The following is a 20,759-nucleotide window of genomic DNA, read 5'->3' as shown; positions in this document are numbered from 1 at the left end:
CACTGAGCCAGGCTAACAATAAATTACACGGCTACGAGGAGTTTTAACTAGGCATGATTAATCTTCAGCAAATTTCTTTAGAAACTTTTCTCAGTGAATATTGGCAAAAAAAGCCTCTAGTAATTCGCAATGCATTGCCAGACTTTATTAATCCATTATCTCCCGATGAGTTGGCTGGTCTTGCTCTTGAAGAGGATGTAGAAAGCCGGCTTGTCTTTGAAACACCCCATGAAAAACCCCATTGGCATTTAAAGCGCGGCCCATTTTCTGAGCATGACTTTAATACCCTGCCCTCAACACATTGGACCCTTCTTGTCCAAGGAGTGGATAGATTAATTCCTGAAGTTTATGCGTTGCTTGAACATTTTAATTTTATTCCCCAATGGCGAATCGACGATATCATGATTAGTTATGCAGCACTTCATGGTAGTGTTGGACCTCATTACGATAATTATGATGTTTTTTTATATCAGGGTTTGGGGCGACGGGAATGGTCTCTTACCACTAAGAGGTGCAATAATGAAAATTACATCAACTCTCTCGAACTTCGTATCATGGAACAATTTGAAGTTGAAGAACGCATAATTCTCGAAGAAGGAGATATGTTGTATCTTCCACCACATGTAGGACACCATGGCATTTCTCTTACACAGGACTGTATGACTTATTCTTTTGGTTACCGCAGTTATCAAGGGCAAGAATTATTGGATAGTCTTGGTGAGTATTTAGCTGAAAAAGATACATTCAAAACATTATATCAAGATCCAGACTGGTCCCATTTGCGTAATACCTCTGAAATCACTCAGCCAGCCTGGCAAAACGCGCAAAAACTGTTACAGCAATTAATCAGTGATGAAAAAATAATTAAATCCTGGTTTGGATGCTTTGCAACACAGCTCGATCAACAAGCAGAACATCAATTACCATTGCCATTAGAAGACGATGAGTTAATTGATTTATCAAGTTTTATTAAAGAAATAAAAACAGGATTAAATTTCACCAGAGATGCATCATGTCGTTTTGCTTATCAAAGTCAGGATGAACAATCCGAATACCAACTTTATATTAACGGCTGTGAATGGGACATAGCTGGTGTGTCTCATGATTTACTAAGCTATGTGGCCAATAATCGTTACATATCTCATCAATTTCTTGCTAGTTATTTAAATACTACACAAAATCAAATATTTATTTATAATTTATGGAAATTGCAATGGCTACAAATTGCAGAAAATTAAAGTTTATTCATTTACTATTTTCTCAATTTAGAGTAGATAGGAAGTCGGAAAACTTGGATATAAATTGGTTAAACTCAAAATCGTAGAGTATAGTTAATATACATACTATAACAAGGATAGGTAATGAAAAAAATAATACTGGCTGTAATCCTAGTGTGTTCAACTGCTTTCTTAGTCAACTGTTCTAACGGCAATCCATGTTGCGGGACTTGTGCGAGTGATTGTGGTGGCTGTGGCGGTTGCAATGGAAGTTGGTATTAAAAATATCCGATCACTGCTGTATATGCTGTAACTTGGGGATCCCCCGGGTTATGGCGTAAGCCTTCACCCAGCTACAACTCATATGTCCTTGATGAGAAGGAATAAAATACTCCTGCACCACCCTATTAGCCAACATCTTCACTGCGTCGCATAAACTGAAACTTCAATTGGCCAAGATTGATTTTATGACTGAATAAAGTGATCAGCGCACCAGCTAATACCAACACAATTCCCACAACGCCCCACAGACTCACTTCTTCACCCAAGAGGAATACTCCAAAAATGACCACAAATACTGGTTCTAAAACAGATAAAATAGAAGCTTTTTCTGAGCTGATGTATTTCAAGCTGTATAACAACAAAATAATTGGAATTACGGTTGCAATAATTGAAATTCCCAAAAGATGATACCAAACATCCACTGAAGAAGGGGTTGAAAACGAGTGATTAAAAAGAGAAACAAATAAACTGGTTACCATGCATCCCAAACAAACCATAAAAGTAGACATATTTGGAGAAAGCTCATTTCTTTTACTGCCAATCACGTAACATGCATAAAAAAATGCAGAAGCAATGCCTAACAAAATACCCCATAAGTCAAAAGACAATGCATCGAAGTCCACCATAAGCACCATACCAATTAAAATAACCAGAATAGCGAAATAATAAATATGCGGAATAGACTGCCCATAAAGGAAATAATTGATCAACATAATCAGTACTGGATACGTAAAAAAGATAACCATCGCCAATCCAGAACCTATATATAGAGATGCTAAAAAATATAGCCAGGTAGATATACCATAAAAAAAGACCCCTGTTAAAAAGGCAATAGCCATATTTTTATAAGAATCGTTCGTTTTTTTTATTTTTGGCAGCATAATAATTAAAATAATCATGCTGGAAATTAAAAAGCGCCAAAACAACATTGTGCTCGCGGATAGATTGCCATTAATCGCATTCAAACCAAAATAACCAATAAAACCGTAAAGGAATCCGGATAAAATGGCGTAAATAGAACCGCGATACTCTTGATTTATCATTATGATACTGCCTGAAAAACTGACTTAAATAAAAGCAGGTTAGATTTTTAATCCAACCAGAACACATGAAAGCACTCTAAACCTACATAAAAATATAAAAAAATAGTGTATCATTTTTTCCACATAATACCATATTGAAAATAAAAAATACATAATGTATCATTTGCCTACTTTTTTATTGAGATTTCAACTATGCTTCGTTTTTTGCTCTTTATCTCCTGCCTTTTTGTAATAGGTAATAATGTTTATGCTGATTCGGCCGCGTGTTCTGAGCATGAATGCATTGCCGTTGTTGATGCAGGGAGTACTGGCTCTAGGCTTCATATTTTTGCTTATGATCTTGATGAAACCAACACTCCATCTCATATTGCTGAAATATGGTCTAAAAAGATCAAACCTGGATTTGCAATGATTGAAGCAAATCAAAATACTATCGATGCATATCTGACTACCCTTTTCTCTGGAGCTCCTGCACAAAACATCCCTGTTTATTTTTATGCAACAGCAGGCATGCGTCTTGTACCACAAACCAAACAAAAAATTTATTATCAGGAAGTACAAAAATGGTTTAGTCAGCAATCTGCATGGCAACTTATGGAAGCCAAAACCATTACAGGACATGATGAAGCATTATACGACTGGCTTGCAGTAAATTATCATATAGACGCACTCAAATCATCTTCTAGTAACCCCGTAGGAGTCATGGATATTGGTGGAGCGTCAGTGCAAATTGTTTTCCCAATACAAAAAAATACTGAAGAGAAAGGTACGCAAGTTGCATTAGATCTTTATGGCCAACATATTAATTTATCGGTCCACAGTTTCTTGGGACTTGGACAAAACGAAATGGCGCATCAACTTCTAGATACCGCTTCCTGCTTTTCAGATGGATATCCACTTTCTGATGGACGTTCTGGACAAGGTGATGCCTTAATCTGTGAGCGAGAAGTATCGCCCTTAATTAAAATGCATAAGGTCAAAAAAGAAGTACAACCTATTCTTTCTGCGAGTCATATTAACTCATGGTATGCGATCGGCGGTTTCCCAAATCTTGCAGAAAGCAAACCATTCCAATTTCAAAACAATCAATTGACTATTCAAGATTTGTTGCAACAAGCAAATAATCTGATTTGCCATCAACAATGGGAAACACTTAGTAATCAATTCCCTAACAATGAATACATTGAGTCATATTGTCTCTTACCGGCTTTTTATTATGCATTGATGGTGGAAGGTTATGGTTTAACAGCAAATCAACAGATAAATTATGTTTCTTCAGCACAAAATCTGGATTGGACTTTGGGTGTAGTATTACATCATTGATGATGTGTAGCCTGGTTGCGCTGTAACCAGGCTACATGCGTTCTAAATGAGGCTCACAATTCTTCTAAAGAAAAATCTTCAGCCTTTAAAAGAGTTGATTGACCATAAAAAGAACTTAAAGCATCACGAAATCTCTTTGCACGTGGTGATAATCCATACTGACAATAATGAACTACTTGTTCATAAACCGCCTTCTTAAAAGCAACAGTATCTGATTCTGAGCCATTTAAATTATCAATACTGATGTGAAATTTATGCCTGGCCGCTTTGGAAAGAATCCATTCTAATGCTTGCGGCTTTACCTCAACATGTTGAAATAAAGCTTGTTGTTCTGCAGTACGCCCATCAGGCATATACCAATACCCAAAATCTACTTGCTTTCTGCGCTCTTCCCCTGCAATGAGCCAATGAGCGCACTCATGTAACGCACTGCTATAAAAGCCATGAGCAAAATATATCGCGTTATAAGAATGCTCTTCATTAGCAGGTAAATAGATTGGCTCATCATCACCTTTAATGAGTCTGGTATTAAATTCTTTGCCAAAGCAATGATCAAAAAGAGTTATTAAATCCTGATAATGATGCATAAATAGCTTTTCACTCATTAATTTACACATAATGTCTAATTTATACTAATATAATAAAAGAGTCATTATTTTTTATGAGTTTACGGAATTTGGAGTTTCGACGATAATATGAAAAAAAAAGCACTGTCGTACCGATTGGGAAGATTTATAAATAAACTTCGATGGCCAATTATAGTTTTATGGTTGCTTGCCATTTTACTCTGCATCCCCTTTTTGCCACACATCATTTCTCCATTTAAAACAACTGGATTTATTGATGAGACTTCTGCGAGTGCGCGCGCCGAAGAGTATATGAATAAGCAATTAGGATATAATGATAACAATAAATTTCTTATCATGTATCACAGCAAACAGCTTTTGGCAACGAAAGATAAATTTAAAGAAAAAATTAAAAAATCATTGTCTGATTTAAAAGATTTTCCGATTAAACACACAATCATTTACCCTGATGATACGCATCAAATCTCCAAGGATAAACATACAGCTTATGTTGCAGTGATCATCAAGAGCAATAAGCCGCTTAGCAATGACTTATTAAACCAGTTTAAACAATCCATAAAAACACCGAGCCAGATGACGATGTGGATTGGAGGCGAGCCGCTCTTCGTAGAAAATGTGAACCAACAAACACAAACCGACCTTTATAAGGCCGATATTGTCGCCACACCCATAGCGATTATCACCTTGATTCTTGTATTTGGATCAGTAGTCGCGGCCACCCTTCCAATTATTCTGGGTGGCGGATGTGCCATAATCATCCTGACAACACTTTATTTCTTTGGACATCTGTTCACCCTTTCTATTTTCACCATTAACATCGCTTTATTGCTCGGCCTGTGTCTTTGTCTTGATTATTCATTGTTTTTTATTAATCGATTTAGAGATGAATTAAAGAACGGATTAAATATTGAGGAAGCGATAGCAACAACTCAAGAAACCGCTGGAAAAGCAATTTTTTTCAGTGGATTAGCCGTTTTTGTAAGCCTCAGTGCTTTATTTTTATTCCCGGTCAACATTCTTTTTTCAGTTGCAGTTGGTGGTTTGGCTGCTGTATTTTTTGCGGTATTAATCTCTACTATATTCCTACCTGCGATTCTTGCCGTATTGAAATCAAAAATTAATTTTCTTTCAGTACACATAATATTTAAGAACAAAAATCGTTCCAGTTCCTGGCGTTGGCTCGCAGAACGAGTTGTTCATCATCCCTATCTTTTTTTCCTTCCTATTCTCATTTTTTTATTAGTGCTTGGATATCCATTTTTAGAGGCGAAATTTGGCATATCCGATTATCGTATTTTCCCGGAGAAATCAGTAAACCGTGCTTTTTATGACACCTATGCAAAGAAATTTGACCTTGAACAATTAAGCCCTATAGTCCTGGTGATTGAATCGCCGTCTTCATCAATCTTATCACGTCATAACCTGTCCAAAATATATAATTTGGTCGAAAAATTGAAAGATAATCCAAGGGTCAAAGAGGTCAATGGCATTATCAGTAGCACTTCCGACTTAAAAAAGAATCAATATTACACTCTTTATCATTTGAATAAAAAATTGCTTGATCCACAGGTTAAACAATTATTGGATACGACAACAACCAAACATATGGCAATCCTTAATGTCATTAGCAAGTATCCCGTTAATTCAGAGGAAACCAAGACACTGGTAAATGAATTACAAAATATAAAATTAGGCTCAGGATTAAAAGTACAACTTACCGGAGTAACGGTGAGTAACTTTGATGTGCTACACAGTATTTATCATTATCTGCCTTATGCCATCATATGGATTATTGTATTTTCCTATCTAATTTTGCTTCTCTTATTAAGATCACTGTTCTTGCCTTTGAAAGCAATTATAATGACCTTAATAAGTCTATGTGCCTCATATGGTGCACTGGTTTTTGTATTTCAAGAGGGATACTTCTCCAGCATCCTTAACTTTCAACCACAAGAAATGCTCGACATCAGTTTATTGGTAATTATATTTTGTGCTCTGTTTGGTTTTTCGATGGACTATGAAGTATTTTTGCTCTCTCGAATCAAAGAAGCGCATCAATTAACTAAAGATAACAATAGCAGCATTATTTTTGGCATTGAAAAAAGCAGTCGTATTATTACTAGTGCTGCACTTATTGTTATTGTGATTAGCTGCTCCTTTTTGATCGCTGATGTCTTAATGGTCAAAGCATTTGGATTAGGCATTGCAGTTGCTATTTTTGTTGATGCCTTTTTAATCCGAAGCTTTTTAGTACCAGCAACAATGGCCATTTTTAAAAATTGGGTATGGTATCTACCCAAATGGCTGGATCGAATTCTGCCTAAGCTGTAGTACCAAGTGCAAATTTGAATATACCCAAACCGTCTAGTATACTGAATTTAAAGGTTTTTTAATTATTTTTTATAGTAGACGAAAAAAATCAAGAATATTGAAATCGTGAATACTTCATAAAAAATAACTACAAGACTTTTAAATTCTGCATAAGTTTTTAGTTTTACGCTACTCCTTAACTGCCGGATTTAGGATAAAAAATGGCGAATAAAAAAATAATACAAGCCTTATTTGAAGAGCATGCGCATCATTTCCCTAATCATGTTGCCGCTCTAAAAGGGAATGAAAAACTGACTTACAGTGAGCTCAATCGAAGAGCAAATCAACTCGCTCATTACCTACAAAGCTCAGGTTTAAAACCGGATACCCCTGTTGCGGTCTGTTTGGAGCGCTCCTTTGATTTTCTAATTACACTTATAGCCATTTTAAAAGCGGGCGGTGCTTATTTACCTATAGATGCATCCCAACCTGAAGAACGTTTACTATTTTTACTTCGTGATAGCCGAGCATCGATTTTAATTACTAAATCTACATTCAAAGATAAATTTAAACCATATCAGGGAACACTAATAGTATTGGACATAGATGATAAGGATATCAAAAAGCAGGTGACTGACAATCCATCTCCAACAAATAATCCAGAGCATTTAGCCTATATAATCTATACATCCGGCTCTACTGGAACTCCGAAAGGTGTGCTTATTGAGCACCGTTCGGTCATCAATTACTGCCACTGGTTTGCTAACTATACCCAATGCAAAGCGCAACAGCGTATCGATTTTTCTGCAAACCCTATTTTTGATATGTCAGTAACTACTACCCTCGTTCCTTTAATGCTTGGGTTAACTGTTGTTCTTTGCGAAGAAATTACCAAAAAAGAAGTTCGCTCGTATTTGCATTATTTAGCGAAATCACGCATCAACATCATAAAGTTAACTCCAAGTTACTTTAAAGTGCTTTTGCACGAAGCAAAAAATAATTTCATTATATTACCGCAGCTGCATTCCATTATTCTCGGCGGGGAAAATTTATCCTCTGCTGAATGCCAATCCTGGCTTGCATCGTATCCTAAACATGTTCTATTTAACGAATATGGACCAACTGAAGCAACGGTTGCAGTCTCCACTTATAAAGTAACTAATTTAAACTGTAACCATCTGGATACTAATGTTCCTATTGGCATAGCAGGAACTAATATGAGTTGCGTTATTCTCGATGCCAATAATCAACCTGTCCCTGAAGGGGAAGCAGGTGAGCTATTTATTGGTGGAACATGTCTGGCTCGCGGTTACTTAAATCAACCTCAATTAACACAAGAACGGTTTATTACACAGAGTAAAACTCGTTTATATAAAACTGGTGATTTATGCAAAAAACGTCCTGATGGAACAATTGAATATCTGGGAAGAATTGACGAGCAAGTCAAAATACGTGGATACCGTATTGAGCCAAGCGAAATAGCAAAATACATGATGAGTCATCACAGTATTAAAGAAGTTGCGCTTCTGGCTCAAAAAGACACTTTTGGAGAACAACGACTAGTAGCCTATTACATTCTAAAAGACCATGATGCCACATTAAATACAAATCAAATTCGCCAGTATTTGCAAAAATATTTACCGGAATATATGGTCCCTACAGTTTTTGTAAAAGTGGATGCCTTTCCTCTGACCATGAATGGTAAGTTGGATAAGTCAGCATTACCCGTACCTTTATTAACTGCTAGCCATAATTATGTTGAGCCTGTTACTGCTTTGGAAAAAAAGCTTGCGCAAATTTGGTCAGATGAATTAGGAGTTCAGCTCATCGGCGTTCATGATGATTTTTTTGATTTAGGGGGACACTCTTTATCAGCAGCACGAATCATTTCAAAAATAAATGATGAATTAAATAGAAACGTAAGCCTGCATGACTTTTATAAAGCCACGAACATTGCAACATTAGTCCCCATCATTAAGAATATTAAGAAGAACAAGAAAAAACGCACGCTTAGAGTCCCTAATTATCATAAGGTAGTTAATCTTCCTCTTAGTGATTTCCAGTTTTTATTGTGGATGTCGCACACATTTGAACCCAGAGCCCAAAAACTAAATATTGTCGCTAGAAAACGTCTCAGCGGTCGTTTAAATGAAAAGGCTTTAGATTTTGCTTTTCAAGCAATTTTAAAAAAGCATGAAACATTAACTTATCAAATATTCAAATTAAAACCCGCCCAAAAAAAACAGAAAAATTGGTCGTTCAAACTAGAGACTATTGATTTTACGATGCTTTCTTCACAAAAAAGCGAAAAAGAATTGCAAGACTCCATGACTCAATTAATTGATTTTTATCCATGGCCGAAAAACACTCCCTTGATTATTGGCAAATTATTTTACTTAAATGAGAATGAGTCGGAACTACAAATTTGTATACCGCATCTAATTTCTGATGATCATTGTACAGATATTTTATTCTCTGAATTATCCCAATTTTATGATCAATACTCTCGCTTAACCCTTGATCAAATTGAACCGGATTCGCACTTTAAAGAACATATTTTTAGTGAGCGAACCGCAATGAAAATGCACATGGATGAAGACATTCAATTTTGGGAAAAGTATCTCAGTGATACTCATTTATTTACTTTTCCCGAAGAACATATAGTCCCTGATATGCAAGCAGAACATGTTCCTTATTCAACTTATTCCATCATACCAGAAGACTCATTAAATCATCTCAAGCTTTTTTGCGAACTAAATCATATCAGTATTAATAGCGCATTATGTGGGGTAATTGCATTGGCTTTACGAAATTGCTGTGGAATCTATAAAAGCGAAGTACCTTATACTTATATAAATATTATTCAATCAACGCGCGACAACCCAATTTATGATAATACAATTGGTTGTTTTCTAAGAGTCGAGCCCGCTAAAATTATTCTTGATGACAAAGCGACTTTGACTGGTCTATCCCAACAAATACGCAATGGGATTATTGACACAAGTAGTTATCAACACTGCTCCAATTTAATAAAACTTTGCTCCATAGGTTCCTTTAAACCCAATATGATTGAAAATCTGTTTAACCATTTAATTACTCCACTTTATGTAAAGCTGCTCAAAATCCCTTCCATTTATCGCAAGATCTTAAAACGATGTGGCAGTCGGATGATTTCATTTAAACGTAATACTAAATTTGTCATTAACCTCAACATCAGAAGTAATTTTATTGACTGCTCTAATAAAAATTTAGAATTATTTGGTTTGAATACTAAACAGATTAAAAACAATAAAGATGATTTACTGGCAATAGATTATATTTTTGAAGCCAGTTTTATTCGAGATGACAATCAAAATGCTCACTACTTGGTCATTTCAGCAAACTTAAAACCCGAGTTTCGCAAACAAATTGCTTTGGAAGCAATTCGGATTATAAACTCAGTAGCATTTGAAAAAAGTTCATATGAGGCCGGTCAAAAATATGAACATGAGGAGCAACTGCTTTAGTAATTGCTGTTAGAATACTTTATTGTTTTCGTTCTTCACATATTAAAATCACAATATTAATACCGATGCCTTTTGCAGCCTGATTAATTTTCTGATAGAGTAACTTAGATAAATTTTCGAGCTAACTAGAGGATGTTAAAATGATACGAGGATTTTTTGCAGGTTTAATGTGCTTACTCAGTTTCTCTGCTTTTTCATACGGTAGTTCTTGCGGTAATGCTGTACCAACTAATGATGTAAATTTTTGTTCCTCATTTAAAAAAGTTGCAACCTGCTATTGTACCTCTTCAGGCTTGCCTTCTGGTATGTGCCAAGATATGAATATGCTTTATGCACGTATGGTAAGTGTCTATGGCTCATTGGATAAAGCATGTGCGGCTCAACCTTATACTACAAAACAAGATTGCCTTGATAACTGGAATTGTTATCGTCAGGGAGGAGTTGACTCTCGCGGCAGAATATGTAGTTCTACCAAAAAGCCCTGTCAGTAAATTATAGTAAATTAAAGTCAAAAAAATGGATTAAGGTTGGGCTTCGGCCCAACAAAATGCTAATGGTCAAAGCAATCTTGATAGAGTAATTATTGTGCATAATAAAAAATCGAAATTATTCTTATTATCATTCTTATTTCTTTCAACGCCTTATTGTTTGGCAGAGACAAAGAATCAACCACACCATCCTTTTTACGTAGGTGCAATTGGAGGGTTTGGTTCAACTACATGGAAAGGTTTGGTCCCCACTAAAGAAAATCAAAACGTTGCCTTGATGTTATCTACACCTACCAGTGTTGAGGAAGGCGGAAGTGTTTGGGGTATAATGGCGGGATATGAGTTTACTCGTTTTTTTGCAATTGAAGTAAACTACACCCACTTTCCTGAAGCAAATGTCCTTTTCGATTCCATAAGTTTATTCAGTTTTGAGCATGATGGCTTAGAATCTTTATCATCTCAAACGGAGACGCTAACTTTGATGGGAAAACTTATGGTCCCTATTCCTCATTCTCAAATGAAAATTTTTTCTGGCGCGGGAGTGGCTGGTGTACATCGTAAAGATATTGTTGTTGATGATTGGCGTCCGGGACCTGCTTTTAGCGTTGGTGTAAATTATGACTTTACTGAGCACATCATGGGTGAAATTGCCGGTAGTTTTACTGCTGGTTATGGAGAGTCGCAACTTAACCCGGCAGACACGTATTATCCGTTTCTTTATTCGGTAGCTGCGCATCTGATTTTTCGTTTTTGATGAGTTTTTATCACGAATAATGAACGTATTTCATTCTCGATCGTAGTTACCTCATCCCGAACATAGTGAGGCTTGCACTGACTTTAAGTTAAGTTTTTTTGTCATTCCCGCGAAGGCGGGAATCTATTCTTAAATAAACAAAATGCTTTGCTAAAAATGGGTTCTCGTCTTCCCGGGAACGACAGCTTTTCTTAACTTAATGCCAATAAATCAAATGATACGGCACTATGAAAATGATCAAACTAGAGAGAGCATTCTCCATAATCTCTGATGACATGGTCGCATGTAAAGATAGTCTATAGCGTTATAGCACAGATACTTACTAAAATAATTACTGCTTGCCTAAACGATATGTTTCATAATGTTTCTCTAAGATAGATTTTAGTTTCTCTTTATTATCCAAACCCAATTGACGGACCAAAGTTAAAGTATGTAGTACATGTGACGCCTTAGCCTTGGTTGCTTTAAAAGAGACCTGTAAATGAGCATTCTGAAAATCGTCACTTTCTCGCAATAAGGTTTCTTTTGTCATTCCTGGAGTGTGTTTGCTTTCCTGATCTGTTCCAGGTAAAAAATCTTTACCCTTTATCAGACAGCGTGTTATTTGATAATAAGTATTTATTTGTTGGTAGGTAAGGTCGATTTCAACGGTATTGTTCTCATGATACATATCCATTGACGGAATTTCGAAGAAGATAAGGATGATGTATTTTAGCTAATCCAGTAACGTTCTGAGATGCTGGGCTCCCAGTACTTTGAGGAAGCAATTTATTCAACACATAATATCCAAATGGACGAACTGCATATGTATAAGGAACTAATACGTAATAATAAATAAAGGATCTCACAGCCGCATTAAATAAAAGATGGTGCGTTTTTCGTTGTGAATTATCATCTTCTGCAGAAATATATCTAAACTCCGTATCTGCAAATCCAGCATAATTCAAGCAATGATCGCAAAAAGCGTTGGGGCCTTGCTTGTCTTGTGGGGGTATAACCTGAAGAATATCCCAACCTTTTTTCCAAATTCCAAAAGCAGAAACTGGATCATTACCTTGTTTTTGCACTACAACTTTGGGCTTGTCTTTTAATTCATCCCAATAATCAAAGCCACTTTTAAATAGAGGATCATAAAGTCCAGGAGGATTCAAAGCATCAACACGTGATAGCTTATAATTTCCTTTATCGATAGCAAGCAATAGACTTAAAGCACCACCCAAACTTAGCCCACATACATGAATTGTATTCTTCTGTTGGCTTAGCCAGTCTCTTATTCTCTCTCGACCGCTACGATACAAAGACAAACCAATCGATTCAAATCCCTTAGAGTCAGTCTTTATTTGAGTGAGAAAACCCTGGCCTGCAGGATAAGTAGTTCCCATAAAGATTAAATGAGATTCTGCTTTCTCATGAAAAATTGGCTTAAGTCCATAAGCAAAAACACGATCATTATCATAGGAAAAAAAACTCTTCCACCAATGCCGTTCTGTTAATTCAATCGGAGTAACCTGGTATTCAACCAACTCCCAATGCCCATCAATACATTGAGGGATAGTAACGGACTCATAAGGAGTTAAATCACCATAAGGAAGTATAGACAAACAATTACTCAAATAAAGTTGTACCTGTTCCCCCTCATCTGAGCTTAAGTCTTTGCCTTGCAATTGCTTAAAGAGCTCCAAAAATCCTTGCTGCATGGCAAAACGAACTTCTCTTAATAAATCCGTGTCGCGTTGTAGAAAAAAAGAATATAAAACAGTCGGGGTTAAAAATTGAGTCCAGGATCCTGTCCATCCCATAGTGAAAAAGCGCAATATATTACGCGCTAAAATAGGGGCTTGTTCAGACACATCAGCACCATCAAGAGATTCAAACTCTTGTTGTTCAAAAAATTTTAGTTCTAATCCCCCTTTAAAAACAGTTCCTCCAGACAAAATTTATCTCCCTATTTCCAATTATCATTGAATGATATCCCTAGAGCCTGCTGACATTTCATTTAGTTTGGCCTACTTCCCGCGCATAAAGTGCGGGGAGTAGACTAATGAAGCAATTATCAACAGACCCTAGTTAAAGAAGTCTAAATCCAGAACGAATTCAATTATTTATGCTTGCCAATGCAATATTCAGTGTAGCATTTTTCTAAATTTGGCTTTAAATTTTCATTCTCAATTCCCAATTGCTGCACCAAAGTTAAAGTATGTCGTATGTGAGCTGCTTTGGCTGGGGTAACTCTGAACGGCACTACAAGATCGCGCTTCTGAGGCTCAGAGCATTCTTGGAGTAAGGATTTTTTGCTCACTCCATCAATATGTTTGCTTTTAATTTCTTCGCCGGGCAAAGGATGCTTATCTTTTACAAGACGACGCATTACATCATAATAAGTTTGTATTTGTTGATAAGTCAAATCTACTTTTACAGCATTATGATTATTATAAATATCCATAGTTGGATTACGAGCAAGAGATGGATCATGCAATTGAGCAAGTTCTTCTTTTTCTATGAACTCAGCTTGGGCAGAAGCCGCTTTTGAAACTTTATTTTTAGGAAAGCAATAGGAGGATATAAAAATACTGGCAAATAAACCGCCAACAATGCCCAAAAAAGCAAGTAGTGGTAAAACCCCAGCAACTGTAAGGGATGCACTAACTAAAATTCCCAAGATGGGTACTGTAACTCTCCAGTTTTGTGCAAGAAAAGAAAAAAGTGGACGAACTGCATAAGTATAGGGAAGCAGGAAAAGACCATAAATTAGGCTTCTACCGAGTGTATAAAGCCAAAAATTACGTGCTTTTCGTTTGACATTATCCTCTTCTGCCTCAATGTAATCGAACTTTGTATCAGCAAAACCGGCGTAATTTAAAAAATGATCACAAAAACAATTGGGGCCTTGTTTGTCATTTGGCGGAGTTACTTGAATAATATACCAATCATCCTTCCAGATCCCAAAAGCTGAAACCGGATCATTCCCTTGCTTTTGCACGACAACTTGTGGTTTATCGGTCAACTCATCCCAATAATCATACGTTCTTTTGGAATCATGAAGCCCTGCGGGATTTAATGCATCAACACGTGAGAGTGTATAATCCCCTTGATCGATGGCGAGCAATAAACTTAAAGAACCTCCTAAGCTTACCCCACATACGTGTATCTTATTGTTCTGTGTACTCAGCCATTCGTGAATTCTTTTTCGACCCATTCGATAAAGAGATTCGCCAACTGTTTCAAAACCATTCGAGTCTGTATTTACCTGAGGTAAAAATCCTTGCCCTGCCGGGTAAGTTGTTCCCATAAAAATTAAATGCGATTCAGCCCTTTTTTGAAAAAGAGGTTCAAGACCATAAGCAAAAACCCGATCTGTATCTTGGATAACAAAACGTTTCCATCCTGAGCGTTCTGTTAATTCAATTGGTTTAATCTGATATTCGACGAGCTCCCAATTTCCATCAATACATTGAGGGATTTTGATAGACTCATAAGGAGTTAAATCACCATAAGGGAGTAACGATAAACAATTACTCAAATATAGATGAACTTGTTCTTCTTGTTCCGCAGTTAACTGTTTAGTTCTTAATTGCTCAAAAAGCTCTAAAAAACCTTGTTGAAAAGCAAACCGTAATTCTCTTAATAATTCATGATCACGTTTTACAAAAATGGCATGCGCCACTGCCGGGGTTAAAAATTCAGTCCACTGTTCCGTCCATCCCATCATTAAAAATCGTACTGCATTGCGGGCAATAATGGGAGCCTGGTTTTCTTGTGCAACTCCTTCAAGGGTTTCAAATTTACTTTGTGAGTAAAAATTAAGATCTATTCCACCCTGAAATGTAGGCTTTATAGGCATATTTATCTTCCAAAATAATTACAGTGAGTAATTATCTTACCCCCGAAGCAAAATAATCGAAGAACGATCGGATTTAAATACAGATGAAATGAACAATAAAAAATACGAACGTTCTTAATATAGGATAAATACTTATTATAATTTTTCCTGTTGCAACGAGGTTACAACAGCTGGACGTTCTGCAACAACCTTCATGAATTGTTCCAGATTTTTATATGCAGAAAGATCCATTTTAAAATAATGAGCCCAGCGTAGTATGACAAACAAATAAGCATCTGGCAATGTAAAATCCTTGCCCATTAAATAAGGTCCTGTCGCAAGATGCTCGTTAACATACTTGAACCTCGTATTAATTACCGACATAAAAATGCTTTTTGTTTCTTCATTAAGATTAGGATTAAAAAACATACCTAAGGTCTTATGCAATTCCGTAGCAACATAATTGACCCATTCCAGAGTATGGTATCTTCTTAAATCACCAACTGAGGGTAGAACCTTTTGACCCGGTGTGATATCCGCCAAATATTGTAAGATGACCTGATTTTCAGTCAGTAAATCTCCATTATCAAGATGTAGTGCAGGTACTGCACCTTTAGGATTAATGGATAGATAATTTTCGTCTGTGCTCGTTTTCTTTGCTTTTAAATCAACCTCTTCATCTTGAAAATCAAGACCTAATTCATTGAGAACAATACGTACTGCCAATGAGCATGCTGATTTAGTATAATAAAGTTTCATATCCACTCCGTTGATTAATCGTCAATTATCCTGGTTTGTAATTGAGCATTAGGGTTTTAGCAGGAGAACCCCTGTAATTATCTATGATATGCTTTTTGGAATCACAATAGAACACCCAGAGATTATATGCTCTAGGAATCTAGTTCCACTTTTCTTTGAAGCTCTTCTTCTACTTCGGAAATTAGTTTCATCGTAGAGGATTGTCTTTTGATAAAAGAAAAAGTATCCCAAAAGTATGTTTTCCTTAAAGTTTCTAAAGTAGTCTTACTTTCAGTTTTCCAGTTCTGAATACTGGTCAGCAATTCATCAAGCGAAAAATTTTTGCTTGGACCAATTATGTCTAAATACAACTCTTTCAACTTCAAAAACTTCTTCTGAGTATATGAAGAGTTAGGCTCAAGGAGTAACATGTTCTCCATTCGCTGATATAGCTTTGTAATTATGTTCTTCTTTGTCTTATCTGATTCAAAGAATGCTGCTGGGGGTGGTGGAAGCACATAGAATGGAATGGATTCACTTGGCTTGCCAAATTCCAACTGCGTTTCATAAGGTAATTCCATAAAAAAGGTGGAGGAAACCAAAGAAGATACTGGTGCATGCTGGGTTGCCTCAATAAGTGCTATTGCTGAATGCCTGCATGTATTGCCAACGTGCAACTCACTAACACTCGCTTTTATCTTATTTACATCGATACTATTTACGTCGAGAGGAGGTAAAATGTTCTTTCCACCAAATCTTAATGTGACTTCCTCATCGTCTGTTTTATAAGGTTTGTAACATTCAAATTGGTTATAAAGTGACTGCGTGGCTTCTAATACTCTCAAAAACTCCACATATTGATCATATGTGATGTCGTAGGCTTGATAAGAAATTTTACTCCATTGCCTTTCATTCCGAGAGATTCCTTCATCCATCAACTTGCCCTTATTGGCAAAAAAAAGAGCATTGCAGAGAAACTCCGTTTGCATGAAATAATCTGACTCTATATCCTGATCATAACCGCCATTTAAGGAAATCATTTCATAAAATTGAGAACCACTTAGATGCAACCTGGGAGCCTTTTGTGGATTAATTTCATTTATATTTTTATCAAGTTTATCGAAATCAGCTATTTTTACTTCTTCAGATATCCCCAGGCTATGGCCTCCGTTTGCTGTGATGCAGGAGCTAACTTGCTCGGTAGTAAGATGCCATAGGTTAGCTTTTTGTCTCTTAATCTTTCTAAGATTTTCATCAATTTTTTTAAAATCATTAATTATTACTTCTTCGGATGTCCCATCTGACTTAATGTAATATAGGTTTTTACAGCCATTATTATCACAATAGATATAGCTTTCTTTATATTTTTTAAGATTAGCAGGTAATTCAGAACGCAGATGAAGGTTACATCCATTTTTAATACGATACAATTTTCTCTCTGCAACGTCGTTGCAATAGATATAGCTCCCTTTATATTTTGTAAGGTCGTGAGGTAGATGCCCCATTAAATGTAGGTCAGATCCTACAGCACCAGTATTGCCAAACTTGCCTACGCGACAAAGTAAATGACGAACTTTATTTTGGTCATAAACTCCCAGCATTACAAAAGAATGTGGACCTTGTTTGTTAATCGAAATAAAAAAATGATCCGTTTTTTTGTTAACGATTAGATCAGGGAGTGGCATATCTTTTGACATAAGCGCTCATGTTTTGAACTTAGAGCGCAAATTGTACCACATGAAATATATAGATACTACAATCGCCTATCATCTAATCCATAATTGAAGTTAATGTGTTTTTATAGGGGTAGATAGCCCCTTCTCCATGAAGCAGGAGAAGGGTAAAGAACGGGATTTAAGACATACATTGTAATTCAGGGTAATTTTTCAAAATTACTTTATATAAATTTTGGTTTGCTTTAATAATCTCATCACCCAATTTAGATTGAGGATTTCCTTCTCCACCCTTACCATTTAAAGCGACCACGGTAGTCACATTATTACAAGGTTGCCAAAAATACATTACACGAAATCCTAATGTACTACCTTTATATACCCAAAAGCGCTGCTTAAGTTCATTATCGTAAATAGATACAACACCCAATCCAAATCCATGGGGATCTTCTTCCGTCACTGTAGGAATAGCCAGTCCTGTTTTCAACGATACAACTGACTCTAATTCAGCTAAAATTCGCTCTCTGAAAGTTGGCTTAATTAATGTGCCATGATAAAGCAATTGAACCCAGCGTACGACATCTTCAGTTGTTCCCACGATGGCTCCAGCAGCTCCACCCCAAGATAAATCATTGCTTAAGGTATCAATTAATTTATTCTTTTCTTCATCATAAAAATATCCATGAACCCTTCGATCCTCAATCATTTTTTCTAGAGATTGACCATCAGGACCTGCCAGATAAAACATATCGTTTAAACCATTTTCAGCATTTATGATTCGCAATTTTAACTGGTTGGCAAACGTATCATTGGTAGCTTTTTCTATAACCATGGCAGCCAGGATATAATTAGAATTCGAGTACTCATAAAGATTCCCCTTTCTCTTTTCGAGCGGTTTTTCAGGATGAGCATACTTGAGTAACTCTTCATCAGTCCAAACAGTATCCAAATGAGAATCCATTTTCTTAGAGAACTCATCATCTGCGGAATAATTTGGAATTCCGCTGGTCATATTCAGTAACTGTCTTAAAGTAACATTTTTCCAATTAGGATATTGCGGTAACCATTTACCCAAAGGATCGTCCAGAGACAATTTATCTTCTGTTTGCAATTGCAGAATAATTAATGCAGTAAAAGATTTAGTAATACTGCCAATATCAAATAAATTGCTAGGGGTAATCTTTTGGGATAATGGAGGATATCCCATGGTACCATGCACCACAGTCTTAATTTCTTTTTGGTAATTTGCCTGATTCTGCGGAATCAGGACTGAGGCGGCAATAGCAGTGAATTTTTCCTTTTTATTGTACTTCATATAATACTTATCAATCTCTTTCTGCAATTGACTTGTAACATTAGAAGAGGTCTCTGAAGCAGCAGACAATATTGGCGAAATCAAAGAAGTGATTAAGGCTAATCCCAGGAATTTTGATTTTAATTTCATAAGATACCATCCTTGTTGCATTAAAATTGTTTGTCATATCAATTAGAACAGAGATATAACACGGGTTTACATCTGCAGGTTGCTATTCTAAATCAACCTGCAATTCATTAAGGGAATATCAGCTACTTGCTTGAGCTCTGATTTTTAACTGTTCCAAAGCATTTTTAAGGCGAGTTAATACCCTGTCGCGGCCTAATAAGGTTAATGTCATATCAATAGATGGAGACATACTTGATCCCGTAACAGCGACCCGCAAAGGTTGTGCGATCTTCCCCATATTGATATCAAATTGAGCACTGATATCATTTATGCATTCTTGCAAATGATCTTTTTCCCAAGAAATTACTTTTTGCAACTGTTCATAAAGTGCAGTCAATGGCTCCAAAATCACGGGGCGTAAATGTTTTTTGACTGCAGCTTCATCGTACTCAATCGAGTCCGTGAAAAAGTATAAACTCATTTGACACATTTCAACCAAGGTTTTGCACCGTTCAGCCTGAATAGAAACCAGATCAGTTAACTTGGGTCCATTGGATAAATCAATGCCAGCCTGCTCAAAGTACCAACGTAAGGATTCAGCAACCTCCTCCACAGGATCATTTTTCTGATAATGTTGATTTAACCAATACAATTTCTCATAGTTAAAACTTGAAACACCTCGACTTACATTCTTTAAATCGAAGCGTTCAATCATTTCATTAATACTGAAGATTTCCTGATCCCCATAAGACCAGCCCAAACGCACTAAATAATTTAATAAAGCATGAGGCAAAACACCTAGCTCTTTAAATTGCAAAACGCTCACTGCACCATGTCTTTTAGACAAACGTTTACCATCCTCTCCTAAAATCATAGGCAAATGAGCAAATACTGGAATAGAAGCATTCAGCGCCTTAAACAAATTAATTTGCCGTGGTGTGTTATTAATGTGATCATCCCCACGTATTACATGGGTAATATTCATGTCTACATCATCGATAACTACGGCAAAATTATAGGTTGGGTGGCCATCAGAGCGCACCAAAATCAAGTCATCCAATTCGCTATTTGCTACATGGATTTCTCCATACACTTCATCGTGAAACGATACTGTCCCTTGAGCGGGATTTTTGAAGCGGATTACAAAAGGCTTATCCGATAAAGGCAGGTTTTTATCTCGGCAATGACCATCATAACGGGGCTTTTCTTTGGCAGCCAATTGTTCAGTCCGTAACGCTTCTAAGCGCTCTTTACTGCATTCACAACGATAAGCTTTTCCTTCATCCAAAAATTGTTGCGCCACCTGATTGTAGCGTTCATAACGTTGGGTTTGATAAAAAGGACCTTCAGCATAATCCATACCTAGCCAAGCCATACCATCCAGAATAGCTTGTACTGATTCTTTGGTAGAACGTTCCTGATCTGTGTCCTCTATACGCAAAATAAACTCACCTTGATGACGTTTTGCATAAAGCCATGAAAATAAAGCAGTTCTCACGCCACCCACATGTAAAAATCCAGTTGGGCTTGGTGCAAATCGGGTTCTAACTGTCATAATCTGTTCCACATTGTAAGGAATAAAATAATCGGGCTAT

Annotated in this window: 13 protein-coding genes and 1 pseudogene; 6 read left to right on the top strand and 8 right to left on the bottom strand. The window is 36.5% G+C overall.

The window, feature by feature from the left end; genetic code table 11:
• Window positions 1–53: 53 nt before the first annotated feature.
• Window positions 54–1,238 (top strand): cupin domain-containing protein, encoded by a 1,185-nt coding sequence (locus tag DGG96_RS14325; RefSeq protein ID WP_110143337.1) that lies wholly within the window; start codon window positions 54–56, stop codon window positions 1,236–1,238.
• A gap of 386 nt (window positions 1,239–1,624) precedes the next feature.
• Here DGG96_RS14325 and DGG96_RS14320 read toward each other — a convergent pair whose 3' ends face one another.
• Window positions 1,625–2,542: a DMT family transporter gene (locus DGG96_RS14320; RefSeq protein WP_199739196.1), complete on the bottom strand. Its 918-nt coding sequence runs from the start codon at window positions 2,540–2,542 to the stop codon at window positions 1,625–1,627.
• A 192-nt stretch (window positions 2,543–2,734) separates the two neighbouring features.
• On the opposite strand from DGG96_RS14320, the gene DGG96_RS14315 reads away from it, so the two are divergent.
• Complete coding sequence (locus tag DGG96_RS14315; protein ID WP_110143335.1) at window positions 2,735–3,865, top strand: acetate and sugar kinases/Hsc70/actin family protein; 1,131 nt, start codon at window positions 2,735–2,737, stop codon at window positions 3,863–3,865.
• Window positions 3,866–3,918: 53 nt separating this feature from the next.
• On the opposite strand, the gene DGG96_RS14310 is transcribed toward DGG96_RS14315, so the two are convergent.
• Window positions 3,919–4,452 (bottom strand): elongation factor P hydroxylase, encoded by a 534-nt coding sequence (locus DGG96_RS14310; protein WP_110143356.1) that lies wholly within the window; start codon window positions 4,450–4,452, stop codon window positions 3,919–3,921.
• A 108-nt stretch (window positions 4,453–4,560) separates the two neighbouring features.
• On the opposite strand from DGG96_RS14310, the gene DGG96_RS14305 reads away from it, so the two are divergent.
• The 4 genes from DGG96_RS14305 to DGG96_RS14290 all read left to right on the top strand — a co-directional run bounded on the left by DGG96_RS14305 (window position 4,561) and on the right by DGG96_RS14290 (window position 11,510).
• Window positions 4,561–6,783 carry an MMPL family transporter gene (locus DGG96_RS14305; protein ID WP_110143334.1) on the top strand — a complete coding sequence of 741 codons (2,223 nt, stop codon included), beginning with the start codon at window positions 4,561–4,563 and terminating at the stop codon, window positions 6,781–6,783.
• Window positions 6,784–6,983: 200 nt separating this feature from the next.
• Entirely contained in the window at window positions 6,984–10,268 is a 3,285-nt protein-coding gene (locus DGG96_RS14300; protein ID WP_110143333.1) for a non-ribosomal peptide synthetase, read from the top strand.
• Window positions 10,269–10,408: 140 nt separating this feature from the next.
• The gene (locus tag DGG96_RS14295) at window positions 10,409–10,759 is read left to right on the top strand and encodes a hypothetical protein (protein WP_110143332.1); all 351 of its coding nucleotides are present in this window, start codon (window positions 10,409–10,411) and stop codon (window positions 10,757–10,759) included.
• Window positions 10,760–10,853: 94 nt separating this feature from the next.
• Window positions 10,854–11,510: an outer membrane beta-barrel protein gene (locus DGG96_RS14290; RefSeq protein ID WP_110143331.1), complete on the top strand. Its 657-nt coding sequence runs from the start codon at window positions 10,854–10,856 to the stop codon at window positions 11,508–11,510.
• Window positions 11,511–11,841: 331 nt separating this feature from the next.
• Here DGG96_RS14290 and DGG96_RS14285 read toward each other — a convergent pair.
• From DGG96_RS14285 to gltX, 6 genes and pseudogenes are all read right to left on the bottom strand, one after another.
• Window positions 11,842–13,444, bottom strand: a pseudogene (locus DGG96_RS14285) (hypothetical protein).
• A gap of 164 nt (window positions 13,445–13,608) precedes the next feature.
• Window positions 13,609–15,351, bottom strand: coding sequence for a hypothetical protein (locus DGG96_RS14280; protein ID WP_110143330.1), 1,743 nt, complete (start codon window positions 15,349–15,351; stop codon window positions 13,609–13,611).
• Window positions 15,352–15,486: 135 nt separating this feature from the next.
• A complete protein-coding gene (gene gstA / locus DGG96_RS14275) occupies window positions 15,487–16,089 on the bottom strand; it encodes a glutathione transferase GstA (RefSeq protein ID WP_110143329.1) in 603 nt (200 codons plus the stop codon).
• Between the two features lie 131 nt (window positions 16,090–16,220).
• Entirely contained in the window at window positions 16,221–17,765 is a 1,545-nt protein-coding gene (locus DGG96_RS14270; RefSeq protein WP_110143328.1) for a hypothetical protein, read from the bottom strand.
• Window positions 17,766–17,922: 157 nt separating this feature from the next.
• On the bottom strand, window positions 17,923–19,185 hold the full coding sequence (locus DGG96_RS14265; RefSeq protein ID WP_110143327.1) for a serine hydrolase domain-containing protein: 1,263 nt from the start codon (window positions 19,183–19,185) through the stop codon (window positions 17,923–17,925).
• 118 nt (window positions 19,186–19,303) lie between these two features.
• Window positions 19,304–20,719 (bottom strand): glutamate--tRNA ligase, encoded by a 1,416-nt coding sequence (gene gltX, locus DGG96_RS14260; RefSeq protein WP_110143326.1) that lies wholly within the window; start codon window positions 20,717–20,719, stop codon window positions 19,304–19,306.
• Window positions 20,720–20,759 lie beyond the last annotated feature (40 nt).

This window comes from Legionella qingyii (genome assembly GCF_003184185.1).
Note: the sequence above shows the minus strand (reverse complement) of the source record. Positions and strands in the feature narration are given on the sequence as shown.

Bases quoted from the DNA above. Each gene is read 5' to 3' on its own strand.
- DGG96_RS14325 (WP_110143337.1), top strand. From the start codon at position 54: ATGATTAATCTTCAGCAAATTTCTTTAGAAACTTTTCTCAGTGAATAT.
- DGG96_RS14270 (WP_110143328.1), bottom strand. From the start codon at position 17,765: ATGTCAAAAGATATGCCACTCCCTGATCTAATCGTTAACAAAAAAACG.
- DGG96_RS14300 (WP_110143333.1), top strand. From the start codon at position 6,984: ATGGCGAATAAAAAAATAATACAAGCCTTATTTGAAGAGCATGCGCAT.
- DGG96_RS14280 (WP_110143330.1), bottom strand. From the start codon at position 15,351: ATGCCTATAAAGCCTACATTTCAGGGTGGAATAGATCTTAATTTTTAC.
- gstA (WP_110143329.1), bottom strand. From the start codon at position 16,089: ATGAAACTTTATTATACTAAATCAGCATGCTCATTGGCAGTACGTATT.
- DGG96_RS14320 (WP_199739196.1), bottom strand. From the start codon at position 2,542: ATGATAAATCAAGAGTATCGCGGTTCTATTTACGCCATTTTATCCGGA.
- DGG96_RS14295 (WP_110143332.1), top strand. From the start codon at position 10,409: ATGATACGAGGATTTTTTGCAGGTTTAATGTGCTTACTCAGTTTCTCT.
- DGG96_RS14310 (WP_110143356.1), bottom strand. From the start codon at position 4,452: ATGCATCATTATCAGGATTTAATAACTCTTTTTGATCATTGCTTTGGC.
- gltX (WP_110143326.1), bottom strand. From the start codon at position 20,719: ATGACAGTTAGAACCCGATTTGCACCAAGCCCAACTGGATTTTTACAT.
- DGG96_RS14265 (WP_110143327.1), bottom strand. From the start codon at position 19,185: ATGAAATTAAAATCAAAATTCCTGGGATTAGCCTTAATCACTTCTTTG.
- DGG96_RS14305 (WP_110143334.1), top strand. From the start codon at position 4,561: ATGAAAAAAAAAGCACTGTCGTACCGATTGGGAAGATTTATAAATAAA.
- DGG96_RS14315 (WP_110143335.1), top strand. From the start codon at position 2,735: ATGCTTCGTTTTTTGCTCTTTATCTCCTGCCTTTTTGTAATAGGTAAT.